We start from the raw sequence: 13686 nt of genomic DNA on the forward strand, positions 1-13686 counted from the left end.
TCTAGGACAACAGAGTGAGCACGGTCTCGTCCAACCTGCCCGACGTCTTCGTCGTCCTGGCCTGCAACCAGGCCTCCAGCCTGCTCTCCGACAGCGGACGGGAGATCAGGTAGCCCTGGATGACGTCACAGCCCATCGCGGACAGCTGGTCGCGTGCCACGTCCTCCTCGACGCCCTCGGCGACCACGGACAGGCCCAGTGAGTGGCCGAGCTCGACGATCGAACGCACCACCGCGAGGTCGGACAGGTCCGTGCCCATGCCGAACACGAAGCTCTTGTCGATCTTGACCTCGTCCACCGGCAGTTGCCGCAGGTACGCCAGCGAGCTGTAGCCGGTGCCGAAGTCGTCGACCGCGAGGATCACGCCGAGCGCGTGCAGCCTGCGCAGCACCGGCAGTGCCTTCTGCGGGTCGGCCATCACGCCGGACTCGGTCAGCTCCAGGGTCAGCAGCTCGGCCGGTACGCCGTAGCGGGACAGCAGGTCCGAGACCTGCTCGGGGAAGTCCTGTTCGGCGAGGCTGCGCACGGAGATGTTGACCGCGGCCGAGATGCGCAGGCCCTTGTCGAGCCACTTGCGGACCTTGGTCAGCGCCTGCTCCATCACGAACCCGGTGAGCGCGCCGACCAGGCCGGCGGCCTCGATGGCGGGCACGAACTCGTCCGGGTCGAGGTTGCCGTACTCCGGATGTGTCCAGCGCACCAACGCTTCCACGCCGAGCACGTTGCGGCTGGGCAGCGCGACCTTCGGCTGGTAGTGGACCTTGACCTGGCCGGTCTCGACCGCGTGCCGGAACTGGGTGACCAGCTGGAACCGGCGCAGGAAGATCTGGCCCATGCTCGGCATGTACGCGCGAACCGGCTCGCCGCCCGCCTTCGCGGCGCGTACCGCCACGTCAGCGTGCTGCAGCAAGGTGTCCACGTCGATGACCGTCTGCTCGTCTTCCATCGTGGCGGAGACGTAACCGACGACGGCGCCCGCGTCGAGCGTGAGGCGTTCCACGACGTATGGCGCGATCAGCATGTCCCTCAGGCGTTCCGCGAGGGCGTGCATCTCGTCGATCGGACGGCTGCGCAGCAGAGCCGCGAAGCCCATGCCCTCCAGCCTCGCGATCATGCTCTCCGGGCCGAGGGTGTCACGGATCCGGCGCGCCGCCGCGGAGACCATGCGGTCGCCCCAGGCGTAACCCAGCGCGTCGCTGACCGTGGACAGCACGTCGAGGTCGACCCGGACGACCATGGCCTGCGGGTCCGAGCGCAACGCCTCGGTCGCGGCCTGCCGGAATCCCGGCCGGTTGAGCAGGCCGGTCAGCGGATCGTGGTACGCGTCGTGGCGCAGCCTCGACAGCAGCCTGCGGTTGTCCAACGCGGTCGCGAGGTGGCTGGCCATCGTGCCGATCAAGCGCATGTCGGCCGTACCGAAGCCACGCCAACGACTCTGCCTGTCGTGCGCTTCGACAACGCCAAGCAGGTGGCTCGCGCTCCGCAATGGGACAACAAGCGCTTCCGTCGCGTCCCTACGCAGCAAGGACTGACGGATCTCGGGCATCGCGTCGATCCGACGGAAATGCCGTACGTGCGAGCCAGGTAGACGCAGCAACGGGTCACCCTTGGAGCCCGTCACGTCACCAGCGTTCAGTTCTTGCGGCAAGTCCGTGCCCGCGATGATGGTTCGCATCGGCGCTTGCGGATCGAACCTGATGTGCAGCACGACTCTGGTCGCGGACAGCTGGTCCTTGATCCGTTCGGCGATCGCGTGCCACTCGTCGTTGGCGACGCCCGCGGCGATGTCGTCGAGGCCGGACGCCGGTTTCGCGGCGGCTTGCTGGCCCGAGCGCGCGACGATCAAGCTGACCTGGGACAGCGCCTCAAGATCACGTTGGTCGCGGAGCAGGCCGGAGTAGGCGACGTACAGCGCACCGAAGCCGGACAGCGCAAGCAGGATCAGCGGCCAGCCGCCCTCTTCCTGCACGGTCACCACGTAACCGACGACACCGACCGCGGAGTTGACCATGCCAAGCACGAGCGTGCGGCCAACCAGCAGGATGCCCGCGGAAAGCCGCATCCGCCTGCCGAGGACGTGCACCGTGACCAGCCCGAGCAGCGTGCTCGAGACAGGCGCGGCGAATGCGCCGACAAACGCGCCCGCCCAACTGGGGCCGACGCCGTCGAGGCCAAGTTGGAAAGCGTGCAGCACGGCGAACGCGGTGCTGATTTCGATCACCAGCACGCCCGCGTTGTAGAGCACGCGGTCATGCACGCCACGGATAAGGAGAGTGCTGACGCCCGCGATGACGTGCGCGAGCAGCACGAGTTCGAAGGGCGCGACGAACAGGCCGATGGCGAGCGGGATCTCGGTGAACGAGATCGACCAGCTCACGCCACTGCGGACGTCGACGTTGATGGCGAGCTGCTCGGCCACAAGGAAGCCGACGACCAGCAACAACCCGGTCCAGATGTGGCCGGTGTTGTAGTCGGTCGGCGGGAGCCACCACGAGACAAGGAGGGCCCCGAGCAAACCGAGGATGACAACGCTGACAGAGTAGAAACGGAAACGACGGACAAGCGGGGTCTCATCTACCGGCTCCACGGCATCCGGTCGCTCCGCCATGCCGCCTCCTCGTCCGACCGGGGTACGGGCATCTCGGGTACGTCGCGGCATCACCACAGCGTCACCACAGCTTGCGCAGTCGGGCTACTGTACCCCGATCAGGCGAAATAGCCACCCATTCCGACGGCACAGAGTCCCCGCCGACCTCGCGAACCGGTGACAACCAGGCGCGTTCGTGCCGCACCACGGACATGACGTTGATCACTTTCCAACCCCTTGGACGGCAGGCGAAGTTTCCACGCCTGAACCGGCTGGTAGCGAAGAATCCGCGGCGGAACGATGCCGCGACGCAGACTTTATCCGGCCACCACCAACGTTGAGACCAATCTGTTATCGCGACCACAACCAACTACGCCCATCTGGGGTAACGAAGCAACCACAACAAGATCATCGGACGCCAGTCAGTCCACACAGGACCCATCCCGCCGCCACCCGGCCGAACGGGCCAGCGCTCTCGCGTCCAAAACAACGCCCCAACCAAGTCCCGCCCTGAAATCAGACAGACCCGAAGAACCACGCACGGTAGCCCCAACAACACGAAGCAAGCCAAAACCCGAAGAGCCCGGAAACAAACAAGACCACATCCACAGAGAGCCAAGCCCGCAGCCGAAGCGACAAAGCGCCACCGACCGCACAAGGCCCAAAGAGGTCCGGAACAACAGGCCAAAGCCACAAAGGGCCAAGCCTGAGGCTGAAGCGGCAAAGCCGCCTGCGTTGGTCCAAGCAAAAAGTGCCCAGCGCTGGTTCAGAAGGAACAAGCACCGTGGGGGGCTTGGGGGGCTCGGCCCCCCAAAATAATGGAGGGCGACCCTGCGAAGTTGCAAAGCAACGAGCAGGGTCGCCCAGAGCCCGTGGCGGGTGACGGATTTGAACCGCCGTAGCTTGCGCGGCTGATTTACAGTCAGCTCCCTTTGGCCACTCGGGCAACCCGCCGGGGTGAGGAAACTGTACCCAACGCCCTGAGCCGGGTGCCAACGGGTATCCCGTTGCGCGTTCAGCGGTAGCATCGCCTGGGTTTTTGGTGGATCGACTCGGAGGTGCGGTGACGTGGCGGACCCGTCGTTCGACGTGGTGAGCAAGGTCGACCGGCAGGAGGTGACCAACGCGATCAACCAGGCCGGCAAGGAGCTGTCGACCCGGTTCGACTTCCGTGGCACCGGCGCCAAGATCGACTGGACGGGTGAGGAGTCGCTTTCCGTCGAGGCCGAGACCGAGGAGCGGTGTCTTGCCGCGATCGAGGTCTTCAAGGAGAAGCTGATCAAGCGCGGGATCTCGTTGAAGGCGTTCGAGTCCGACGAGCCCAAGCCGTCGGGCAAGATCTACAAGGCGTCCGGCAAGATCCTGCAGGGCATCGCGGCCGACAAGGCCAAGGAGATCGCCAAGGCGGTCCGTGACGAGGGCCCGAAGGGTGTTCAGGCGCAGATCCAGGGTGATCAGCTCCGGGTGTCCGGCAAGAAGAAGGACCACCTGCAGGATGTGATCGCGTTGTTGAAGAACAAGGATTTCGGGATCGCCCTCCAGTTCACCAACTACCGCTGATGCGCGGCATCGTTCTCGCCGGGGGGAGCGGGACCCGGCTGCACCCGATCACGCAGGCTGTCTCCAAGCAGTTGCTGCCGGTGTACGACAAGCCGATGATCTACTACCCGCTTTCGGTGTTGATGCTCGCGGGGATCCGGGACATCCTGGTCATCTCGACGCCTGCCGACCTGCCGCAGTTCGAGCGGCTGCTCGGGGATGGTTCGCAGTTCGGCGTGAACTTCTCGTATGCCGAGCAGGCCGCACCGAACGGTCTGGCTGAGGCGTTCATCATCGGTGCTGATTTCGTCGGGGACGATTCTGTCGCGTTGGTGTTGGGCGACAACATCTTCTACGGCCAGGGCTTCTCGAAGATCCTGCGGGTCGAGGCGTGGTCGTTGGACGGCGCCACGCTCTTCGGTTACCCGGTCAAGGATCCGCAGCGGTACGGCGTCGGTCAGGTCGACGGTTCCGGCAAGCTGATCTCCATCGAGGAGAAGCCGGCCGTGCCCAAGTCGAACCGGGCCATCACCGGCCTGTACTTCTACGACAACCAGGTCGTGGAGATCGCCAAGGGACTGACGCCGTCAGCTCGCGGTGAGTTGGAGATCACCGACGTGAACGTGGCGTACCTGCGTCAGAACCGCGCCAAGCTGGTCGATCTGGGCCGTGGGTTCGCGTGGTTGGACACGGGTACGCACGATTCGCTGCTGGAGGCCGGTCAGTTCGTGCAGGTGCTTGAGCACCGGCAGGGTGTGCGCATCGCGTGCCTCGAGGAGGTCGCGTTGACCATGGGGTACATCACTGCCGACGAGTGCTACGCGCTTGGCGCGAAGCTGGCCAAGTCCGGCTACGGCGACTACGTGATGGCCGTCGCCCGCGCCGCTGGGTCAACGGGGAGCTAGTGCCGGGCCTGCGTCCAGCAGGTCGTAGCCGAGTTCGACGTCGCCGCGGATCATCACGTCGACCGCGCGCGGTTCTCGTCTGTCCGCCATGAGCAGGCAGAACTGGATCACGTCCATGGTCATTTCGACCGTGACGCCGATGATCTGGCCGCCGAGCGGCAGCGTCCACGTGCCGCCGCCGGGCCCGGCGAGCACGAGCCGGACGGCGTTGCCTGGGCGGGCGACGCGGCGGTACGCGGCTGCGTGCGGGAGCAGGCGCGCGGCGAAGTCCGCGATGGTGTGCAGGTGATCCGGTGGCGGCGGGGGCAGGTCTTTGTTTGTCACCAAAGCGATGTCCCGGGCGTGGATCCACGTTTCGTACGCACGCGACAGCATCAAGTCGGGCGGCAGTGACTTCTTGGTCAACGCCTGGCAGATCCCTTCGGCTTGGCGTCGCCATTCCCGCCATGCCGCGTCTTGGCTGCGCGGCATGGCCAGCAGCACGTCTGTGCGTGAGTCCGGGTCTTCGCCGGGCTGCACCGGGGGGTGGACGTGCAGTCCGAGGTGGTCGGCGACCAGGTTGTCGGTCGCGGTCAGGTGCACCACCAGATCCAGGACGCTCCACGGCTCGTGCGCCACGACTCCTGTCCATTGGTGCGCGTCGATTTCTTTGAGCAGTGCGTCAAGTGCGGCGACGGTGGCCGCGTAAGCCTTGGCATAGCGCGGAATGTCGAGCGCGCCCACGGCGGTGACCACTTTCTCCCGCACTCGCTTCGGTGGCGGGGATCCTTTGCCGGCAAGGGATTGGGTGGCTTCAGCGAGTCCACGGACTTCGGCCCGGCACGTTTCGCAGCTCCGCAGGTGATCCTCGACGGCGTCCGACTCGAGACTGTCGCACGCGTGCATCGTCCAGGCAGCAAGCAGCGACGACACTGCCGCGTGGTCACTCACAGCACCGCCGCCAGCTCGCGCAGACCGGCCCGCAGCCGGGATTTCGCTGTGCCCGCTGGGATTCCGAGCTCGATGGCGATCTGCTGGTACGTCCGGCCGTTGAAGTAGGCCAGTTCGAGGGCCTGTCTGGTCAGGTCCGGAAGGGACGCCAACACGACGGGTCGTTCGACGGTCACTCGCTGGGCGGGAATGTTGTTGTTACGCAACCATTCCACCGCGTGCCGATGAGCGAGCACGGCCAGCCAGCACCCCAGGCTCGCCTGACCGGGCTGATACGAGAGCGGACGACGCCATAGGCTCACGAACACATTGACGGTGATGTCCTCGGCAACCGTTGCATCCGATGTGACGCTCAGCGCGACCGCGTACACCGCCGCGCTGTGCAGGTCGTACACCTCGGCGAGCGCGTTGTGGTCGCCGTAGGCCAACCGCTGCCGGATGTCACCGTCCACCATGACTCGGACAATCCCAGCGGAAGCGGTTCTGTTACACCGCCAGACGTCACAGTCCGCGACGTGCCATGTCCTCCAGTCGCCGGATTCGCTCGGCGATCGGCGGATGCGTGTCGAACAGCCGTGCAAGTTGTTCACCCGGCCGGAACGGGTTGGCGATCATCAGATGCGACTGTGACGCGATCGCCGGTTCGGGCGCCAACGGGGCCTGCTGCGTGCCGATCTCGAGCTTGCGCAACGCCGAAGCGAGCGCGAGCGGATCACCGGTCAGCTCGGCGCCGGACTCGTCTGCCTGGTACTCCCGTGAACGGCTGATCGCCATCCGCACGACGCCGGCGGCGACCGGGCCGAGAATCGCGATCGCCAGCATCGCCAACGGGTTCGGCCGGTCCTCGTCGTCGCCGCCGAACAGGCCGAACAGCATCGCGAAGTTGGCGAGGAAGCTGATCACGCTGGCCAGCGCGCCCGCGACACACGAGATCAGGATGTCGCGGTTGTAGACGTGCGACAGTTCATGCCCCAGCACGGCGCGAAGTTCACGCTCGTTGAGGATCTCCAGGATCCCTGTGGTGCAACACACTGCGGCGTTGCGCGGGTTACGGCCCGTCGCGAACGCGTTGGGCGCCTGCGTCGGGCTGATGTACAGCCGTGGCATCGGCTGGCGCGCGGCGTTCGCGAGCTCACGCACGATCCGGTACATCGCAGGCTGTTCCCATTGCGATACCGGGCGTGCACGCATCGCCCGCAGCGCGATCTTGTCGGAGTTGAAGTACGCGTATGCGTTCACCCCGAGGGCGATCAGCAGTCCGATGATCAGCGCAGTGCGCCCGAACAGGGAGCTGACCAGCAGGATGAGAGCACTCATGCCGCCCAGCAGGAGCGCTGTCTTCAACCCGTTGTAGTGACCGTGCACGGTGCCCTCCTTCCCCACTTCCTTTCAAAACAACGCTCTCGTAGGAAGGGAAGTTCCTGTTAGGACCCGGCGTGACCCAGCCGCCAATAGGTGGCAGGCCGCACCCCGGCGCGGTCGACGCCCCGCTCCGCCAGGACCTCACGAACAGCCTGCATCACCTGACGCTCACCCGCAGCCCACACGGCTGGCCTGCCTTCAGGGAACTCCGCGTCGGTCAAGGCCTTCACCAACGGCTCAGCACTGCCCGCGGAAACACCGTTTCGATGCACCCAGGTGACGTCGAGGTCCTGCTCCTCGGCAGCGTCCTCGATCTCGACGAACGCCTTCACGGTCTTGCCTGCAAGCGCCTGCATGATCGCGCTGATCGCCGGAAGGGCCGTCTCATCCCCGATGAGCAGGTGCCAGTCAGCGTCCAGGTTCGGCTGATACGCGGGCGACGGACCGACAAAGATGACCTCGTCACCAGGCTTGGCGTTGGCTGCCCACTTCGACGCCGGTCCATGATCGCCATGCAGCACGAAGTCGAAGTCGATCTCGTTCGTCACGGGGTCGTGCCTGCGGATGGTGTACGTGCGCATGTACGGCCGGACTCGCGACATCGCGGTCCGCGCCGACTCGAGGGTGAGCGGCTCAGGCAGCTCAGCCCCTGGTTCGTACAGGTAAAGCATCACGTTCTCGTCCGTGCCCGCTCCGACGAAGTCGTCGATCTGCGGGCCACCGACCGTGATCCTGGCCATCCTCGGGGTGATCCGCTGGGTGCGGAGCACCGGCACCCGCCACAGTTTGGTGGGCTGCCTGCGTGCCCGCCGCCGTTCAGTACTCATCAGGCCCAATGTAAGCCGCCCAGCACCAGCCCCAGCCATCGGATCTGCGCATGAGCTTCGCATCGCCCGCTCGCAATCAGCCATGCAAGCGCAGCGCGGCGCACGTCAGATTGAAACAAGCCCCAGGCACTACCCACCGTGCCTGGGGCTTGGGTCTTTGAGGGCGGTCAGCCGCGGATCTCCATGGTGCAGCACTTGGGGCCGCCGCCGGACTTCTTCAGCTCCGAGATGTCCACGAAGATCGGCTCGTAACCCCGCGCGGTCAGCTGAGCGGCCAACCCTGTCGCTTCCGTCGGCAAGATGACATTGCGGCCATCGGACACCCCGTTCAGGCCGAAGCACTCGGCGTCCGAAGCCGTCGCGATCACAGCGTTGGGGAACAGGCGGCGAAGCACATGCTGCGACCCCTCGGAGAACGCGCCCGGGTAGTACGCCACGTTGGGCTCGTCCTCATTCAACACGAACAGCGCTGTGTCCAGGTGGTAGTAGCGAGGGTCGATCAGATGCAGCGACACCACGGGCACGCCCAGCACCTCCTGGGCCTCGGCGTGCGCCCCTGGGTCGGTACGGAAGCCGGTGCCCGCCAGCAGATACCTGCCGGTCCAGGCAAAGTCGCCTTCGGCTTCGTTGACGCACGTGGGCATCACCACGTTGTGGTAGCCGTTCTCGTTGAACCACCTGCGGTAGTGGTCGGCTTCCGGCGCGCGCTGCTCGGCGCGGAACCGGGCGCCGAGGACGCGGCCGTCGATCACGGTCGCCGAGTTCGCGGCGAAGACCATGTCGGGCAGTCCTGGCTGGGGTTCGATGGTCTCCACCTTGTGCCCGAGTTCCACGTAGGTGTCGTGCAGCGTCTGCCACTGCTTCATCACCAGGTCGTGGTCCACCGGCTTGGTGGGATCCATCCACGGGTTGATCGAGTAGGCGACCTCGAAGTAGGTCGGGGCGCACATCAGATACCGCCGCGTCGTGGGCATCCGGTCCGCAGATGTCATGGATCGAAATGTATGGGTCACGTCTGCTATCGATCAAGCTCGTAGTATTGCGCTTGAGCATGCAGAATGTTGCGTGTGGACTCGATAGATCAGCGAATCGTTTCGCAGCTCGTCGCCGACGCCCGCTCCAGCTACGCCGAGATCGGCAAAGTCGTCGGGTTATCGGCTCCCGCAGTCAAACGACGGGTCGATCGCCTCCTGGACAAAGGCGTGCTCCGTGGCTTCACGGCCGTGGTCGACCCCGAGGCGCTCGGGTGGGGCACTGAGGCGTTCGTCGAGGTGCGCTACCGGGGCAATGTTTCTCCGGGACAGATTCGTGCCAGCCTCGAGCCGCTGCCGGAAGTCGTAGCCGCCTACACCGTCTCCGGAGCCGCCGACGCGATCGTGCACCTGCGTGCCGCGGACATCCATCACCTCGAAGACGCACTCGAACGGCTGCGCGGGGTCGACATGATCGACCGGACCGTGTCCACCGTGGTGCTGTCCACTCTGCTCGAACGATCACCGACGCCCGAGCCGCGGCCCTGAGGACTGTCCAACCAACCGGAACGTGCAGTCGAACACGAGGGTCCACAACGTACGGTTCTTGCCATGACCGAGGTGATGCTCGAGCGTGCCGACGGGGTCGCGGTCGTCACGCTCAACGTCCCGGATCGGCGCAACGCGTTGACGCTGCCCATCTCCGCAGCCCTCGTCGACGTGGTCCAGACCTGCGAGAACGACGAGGACGTGCACGCGATCGTCGTCACGGGCGCGCCGCCCGCCTTCTGCGCGGGCGCGGATCTCACCACGCTCGGCGAGGCGCACGAAGAAGGGCTTCGGAAGATCTACGCGGGGTTCCTCGCGTTCGCCGACTGCAGTCTGCCGACCATCGCCGCGGTCAACGGCGCCGCGGTCGGCGCGGGCCTGAATCTGGCGCTCGCGTGCGACATGCGCATCGCGGGCCCGAAGGCAAGGTTCGACGCCCGTTTCCTACAGATTGGGATTCACCCGGGTGGCGGCATGACCTGGATGTTGCAGCGCGCGGTCGACCGGCAGACTGCCGTGGCCATGACGTTGCTCGGGACCGTCCTGGACGCGGAAACCGCCGTTCAGAAGGGTCTTGCGTGGCAATTGGCCGCCGACCCGGTCGCCGCCGCCGTCCAACTGGCGAGCGGCGCGGTGAACGCCCCACGCGACCTCGTCCGTACTACGAAACAAACTTTGCGAGCGACATCCGGCAATGTCGATCATGCGACAGCCGTTGAGAGAGAGTTGAGAGCGCAGGTGAAGACCATGGCGTCGACCGAGTTCGCTGAGCGGCTGGACAAGCTGCGAGCGCGGATCACCGGCCGCTCTTAGGTGTTACCACCGGTAACATATACTTATGGCATGTGACGTAGACCGCTTCGGGAGTACCGGTCCAAGCCCGGTATCTACCTTTGGTAACAGGTAAGGACTAGTCCGTCTGCAGCTAGGTGCGAGGCCGACGCGAGATTCGAGGACTAGGCTCGAAGTGGGGCAAGCAACTGAATTCGCGGTTGCGACAGAGAGGGATCAGGCGAGCCCAATGAGCACAGGTGTCGAGGGTGAAACCAACGGCCACGCGCTGAAGTCGACCAGGCACACCGAGATCACGAAGCTCGACCGAGTCGTGATCCGGTTCGCCGGCGACTCGGGCGACGGCATGCAGCTCACCGGTGACCGCTTCACATCCGAAGCCGCGGCCTTCGGCAACGACCTCGCGACGTTGCCGAACTTCCCGGCGGAGATCCGCGCTCCACAGGGCACGTTGCCCGGTGTGTCGAGCTTCCAGCTGCACTTCGCCGACTACGACATCCTCACGCCCGGCGACCGGCCGGACGTGCTCGTCGCGATGAACCCGGCCGCGCTGAAAGCCAACATCGGCGACCTCCCAGCAGGTGGGACGCTGATCGTCAACACCGACGAGTTCAACAAGCGCAACCTCCAGAAGGTCGGCTACGACGCCGACCCGCTCGAGGACGAGTCGCTGGACTCCTACCAGGTGCACAAGGTCGCGATGGCGACGATCACCCGTAGCGCGCTCGAGGACACCGGTCTTTCCAAGAAGGACGCCGAACGGGCGAAGAACATGTTCGCGCTCGGCCTGCTGTCCTGGATGTACCACCGGCCGACCGAGGGCACCGAGCAGTTCCTGCGGGAGAAGTTCGCCAAGAAGCCCGACATCGCCGAGGCCAACATCCTCGCCTTCCGCGCGGGCTGGAACTACGGCGAGACAACCGAATCCTTCGCCACGACCTACCAGGTCGCCCCGGCCAAGCTGAACTCCGGCACGTACCGCCAGATCACCGGCAACACCGCACTGGCGTACGGGATCGTCGCCGCGGGCCAGCGGTCCGGGCTGGAGATCGTGCTCGGCACGTACCCGATCACGCCGGCGTCGGACATCCTGCACGAGTTGTCCCGGCACAAGAACTTCGGCGTGACGACCATCCAGGCCGAGGACGAGATCGCCGGTATCGGCATGGCACTCGGCGCCTCGTACGGCGGCGCGCTCGGCGTGACCTCGACGTCCGGCCCGGGTATCGCGCTGAAGTCCGAGACGATCGGTCTCGCTGTGATGACTGAGCTCCCGTTGGTCGTCATCGACGTCCAGCGCGGTGGCCCGTCCACCGGTCTGCCGACCAAGACCGAACAGGCCGACCTGTTGCAGGCGATGTTCGGCCGCAACGGTGAGTCGCCGGTGCCGATCATCGCGCCGCAGTCACCCGCGGACTGTTTCGACGCCGCTGTGGACGCCGCGCGGATCGCGTTGGAGTACCGCACTCCCGTTCTGCTGCTGTCGGACGGCGCGATCGCCAACGGTTCGGAGCCGTGGCTGATCCCGGATGTCGAGTCGCTGCCGGATCTGCGGGTGACGTTCGCGACCAAGCCGAACGCGACCGACGGCTCGGACGAGTTCTGGCCGTACGTCCGCGATCCGGAGACATTGGCGCGTGAGTGGGCGATCCCTGGGACGGCTGGCCTGCAGCACCGGATCGGTGGTCTGGAAAAGCAGGACGGAAAGGGTTCGATTTCCTACGATCCGGCTAACCATGACTACATGGTGCGGCTGCGCCAACGGAAGATCGACGGCATCAAGGTGCCCGATCTTGAGGTGGACGACCCGTCCGGCAAGGCACGGGTGCTCGCGCTCGGCTGGGGTTCGCCGTACGGGCCGATCGGGGCGGCCTGCCGACGGGTCCGCAAGCTCGGGCTCGCGATCGCACAAGCACACTTGCGGCACCTCAACCCGTTCCCCGCCAACCTGGGTGACGTGCTGCGTTCCTACGACCGGGTGGTGATCCCGGAGATGAACCTCGGCCAGCTGGCGATGCTGATCCGAGCCAAGTACCTGATCGACGCGATCAGCTACACGAAGGTGGCTGGACTGCCGTTCAAGGCAGAGGAGCTACAAGGGGTGTTCACAGACGTTGTGAAGGGGGTCTCGGCATGACCGCCATCGACCTCGGTTTGCCCGGCCTTGCCGGGATTCCGACCACGGACGAGAAACAGACCGCCAAGGACTACAAGTCGGACCAGGAGGTCCGCTGGTGCCCGGGTTGTGGTGACTACATCGTGCTGAACGCCGTGCAGGCGTTCATGCCGACGCTCGGCCTCAAGCGCGAGAACATCGTGTTCGTCTCCGGGATCGGCTGCTCGTCGCGGTTCCCGTACTACATGAACACCTATGGCATCCACTCGATCCACGGCCGTGCGCCGTCGATCGCGACCGGTCTCGCGGTGGCCCGCCCCGACCTGTCGGTGTGGGTCGTCACCGGTGACGGCGACGCGTTGTCGATCGGTGGCAACCACCTGATCCACGCGCTGCGCCGGAACGTGAACCTGAAGATCCTGTTGTTCAACAACCGGATCTACGGCCTGACGAAGGGGCAGTACTCGCCGACGTCGGAGACCGGCAAGATCACCAAGTCGACGCCGATGGGGTCGCTTGACCACCCCTTCAACCCGATCTCGCTGGCGCTGGGCGCCGAGGCGACGTTCGTCGGGCGCGCGCTGGACTCCGACCGCAAGGGCCTGACCGAGGTCCTGCAGGCCGCGGCGCAGCACCGGGGTTCGGCACTGGTGGAGATCTACCAGAACTGCCCGATCTTCAACGACGGCGCGTTCGACGTGCTGAAGGACCCGGAGGAGAAGGAGCGCAGGCTGATCCCGCTGCAGCAGGGTGAGCCGATCCGCTTCGGCCCCGACGGCGACTACGGCGTCGTGCGCAGTGGCTGGGGCGGCCTTGAGGTCGCGAAGGTCTCGGAGGTCGGCGAGGACAACCTCGTCGTGCACGACCCGACCATCGAGGACCCGACGTACTCGTTCGCGCTGTCACGGATCGGCGGCGAGGACCTGTCCCACACGGTCACCGGCATCTTCCGGAACGTCCAGCGGGCGACGTACGACGACATGGCACGCCAGCAGATCACGACGGCCAAGGCCACGAAGCCTGCCGACCTGCAGGCACTGCTGAACGGCCGGGACACCTGGACCGTCGAGTAAAAGCACCGAAGTGAAAGCGGGTGGAGGCCACGGCC

12 protein-coding genes and 1 tRNA gene are annotated in these 13686 nt (G+C 65.8%); 6 read left to right on the top strand and 7 right to left on the bottom strand.

All coding sequences use genetic code 11. The features are described 5' to 3' along the window. Position 1 precedes the first annotated feature (1 nt). Together B9C43_RS13150 and B9C43_RS13155 are read right to left on the bottom strand one after the other, a co-directional pair. The gene (locus B9C43_RS13150) at positions 2-2608 is read right to left on the bottom strand and encodes a putative bifunctional diguanylate cyclase/phosphodiesterase (protein WP_084426429.1); all 2607 of its coding nucleotides are present in this window, start codon (positions 2606-2608) and stop codon (positions 2-4) included. An 852-nt stretch (positions 2609-3460) separates the two neighbouring features. Further along, positions 3461-3541: transfer RNA gene (locus tag B9C43_RS13155), tRNA-Tyr, on the bottom strand. Between the two features lie 114 nt (positions 3542-3655). Between B9C43_RS13155 and B9C43_RS13160 the strand changes: the two genes are divergently transcribed. Together B9C43_RS13160 and rfbA are read left to right on the top strand one after the other, a co-directional pair. Beyond that, positions 3656-4147, top strand: coding sequence for a YajQ family cyclic di-GMP-binding protein (locus B9C43_RS13160; protein ID WP_033390917.1), 492 nt, complete (start codon positions 3656-3658; stop codon positions 4145-4147). Continuing rightward, a complete protein-coding gene (rfbA, locus tag B9C43_RS13165; RefSeq protein WP_084426431.1) occupies positions 4147-5031 on the top strand; it encodes a glucose-1-phosphate thymidylyltransferase RfbA in 885 nt (294 codons plus the stop codon). Before B9C43_RS13160 ends, rfbA begins: the two co-directional genes overlap by 1 nt. Here the strand turns inward: rfbA and B9C43_RS13170 are convergent. From B9C43_RS13170 to ddaH, 5 genes are all read right to left on the bottom strand, one after another. Next, entirely contained in the window at positions 5017-5961 is a 945-nt protein-coding gene (locus B9C43_RS13170; RefSeq protein WP_084426433.1) for a maleylpyruvate isomerase family mycothiol-dependent enzyme, read from the bottom strand. The two genes, rfbA and B9C43_RS13170, sit on opposite strands and share 15 nt — an antisense overlap. Next, the gene (locus B9C43_RS13175) at positions 5958-6416 is read right to left on the bottom strand and encodes an RNA polymerase sigma factor (protein ID WP_084426435.1); all 459 of its coding nucleotides are present in this window, start codon (positions 6414-6416) and stop codon (positions 5958-5960) included. The genes B9C43_RS13170 and B9C43_RS13175 overlap by 4 nt, the downstream gene beginning before the upstream one ends. A 46-nt stretch (positions 6417-6462) precedes the next feature. Next, positions 6463-7326, bottom strand: coding sequence for a zinc metalloprotease HtpX (gene htpX, locus B9C43_RS13180; protein ID WP_033390931.1), 864 nt, complete (start codon positions 7324-7326; stop codon positions 6463-6465). 59 nt (positions 7327-7385) lie between these two features. Next, a complete protein-coding gene (locus B9C43_RS13185; RefSeq protein ID WP_084426437.1) occupies positions 7386-8150 on the bottom strand; it encodes a siderophore-interacting protein in 765 nt (254 codons plus the stop codon). 167 nt (positions 8151-8317) lie between these two features. Then, complete coding sequence (ddaH, locus tag B9C43_RS13190) at positions 8318-9142, bottom strand: dimethylargininase (RefSeq protein ID WP_084426439.1); 825 nt, start codon at positions 9140-9142, stop codon at positions 8318-8320. 75 nt (positions 9143-9217) lie between these two features. Between ddaH and B9C43_RS13195 the strand changes: the two genes are divergently transcribed. The 4 genes from B9C43_RS13195 (at position 9218) to B9C43_RS13210 (ending at position 13651) form a co-directional block, all read left to right on the top strand. Then, positions 9218-9670, top strand: coding sequence for an Lrp/AsnC family transcriptional regulator (locus B9C43_RS13195; RefSeq protein ID WP_033390932.1), 453 nt, complete (start codon positions 9218-9220; stop codon positions 9668-9670). Between the two features lie 63 nt (positions 9671-9733). Then, entirely contained in the window at positions 9734-10483 is a 750-nt protein-coding gene (locus tag B9C43_RS13200; protein WP_084426441.1) for an enoyl-CoA hydratase, read from the top strand. A 208-nt stretch (positions 10484-10691) separates the two neighbouring features. Then, positions 10692-12599, top strand: coding sequence for a 2-oxoacid:acceptor oxidoreductase subunit alpha (locus B9C43_RS13205; protein WP_084426443.1), 1908 nt, complete (start codon positions 10692-10694; stop codon positions 12597-12599). After that, positions 12596-13651 (top strand): 2-oxoacid:ferredoxin oxidoreductase subunit beta, encoded by a 1056-nt coding sequence (locus B9C43_RS13210; RefSeq protein WP_033390925.1) that lies wholly within the window; start codon positions 12596-12598, stop codon positions 13649-13651. The genes B9C43_RS13205 and B9C43_RS13210 overlap by 4 nt, the downstream gene beginning before the upstream one ends. Positions 13652-13686 lie beyond the last annotated feature (35 nt).

It is taken from the genome of Kibdelosporangium aridum (assembly GCF_900176515.1).
GTDB classification, from domain to species: domain Bacteria; phylum Actinomycetota; class Actinomycetes; order Mycobacteriales; family Pseudonocardiaceae; genus Kibdelosporangium; species Kibdelosporangium aridum.

Bases quoted from the DNA above. Each gene is read 5' to 3' on its own strand.
- B9C43_RS13205 (WP_084426443.1), top strand. From the start codon at position 10,692: ATGAGCACAGGTGTCGAGGGTGAAACCAACGGCCACGCGCTGAAGTCG.
- B9C43_RS13200 (WP_084426441.1), top strand. From the start codon at position 9,734: ATGACCGAGGTGATGCTCGAGCGTGCCGACGGGGTCGCGGTCGTCACG.
- B9C43_RS13185 (WP_084426437.1), bottom strand. From the start codon at position 8,150: ATGAGTACTGAACGGCGGCGGGCACGCAGGCAGCCCACCAAACTGTGG.
- B9C43_RS13175 (WP_084426435.1), bottom strand. From the start codon at position 6,416: ATGGTGGACGGTGACATCCGGCAGCGGTTGGCCTACGGCGACCACAAC.
- B9C43_RS13210 (WP_033390925.1), top strand. From the start codon at position 12,596: ATGACCGCCATCGACCTCGGTTTGCCCGGCCTTGCCGGGATTCCGACC.
- ddaH (WP_084426439.1), bottom strand. From the start codon at position 9,142: ATGACATCTGCGGACCGGATGCCCACGACGCGGCGGTATCTGATGTGC.
- B9C43_RS13150 (WP_084426429.1), bottom strand. From the start codon at position 2,608: ATGGCGGAGCGACCGGATGCCGTGGAGCCGGTAGATGAGACCCCGCTT.
- rfbA (WP_084426431.1), top strand. From the start codon at position 4,147: ATGCGCGGCATCGTTCTCGCCGGGGGGAGCGGGACCCGGCTGCACCCG.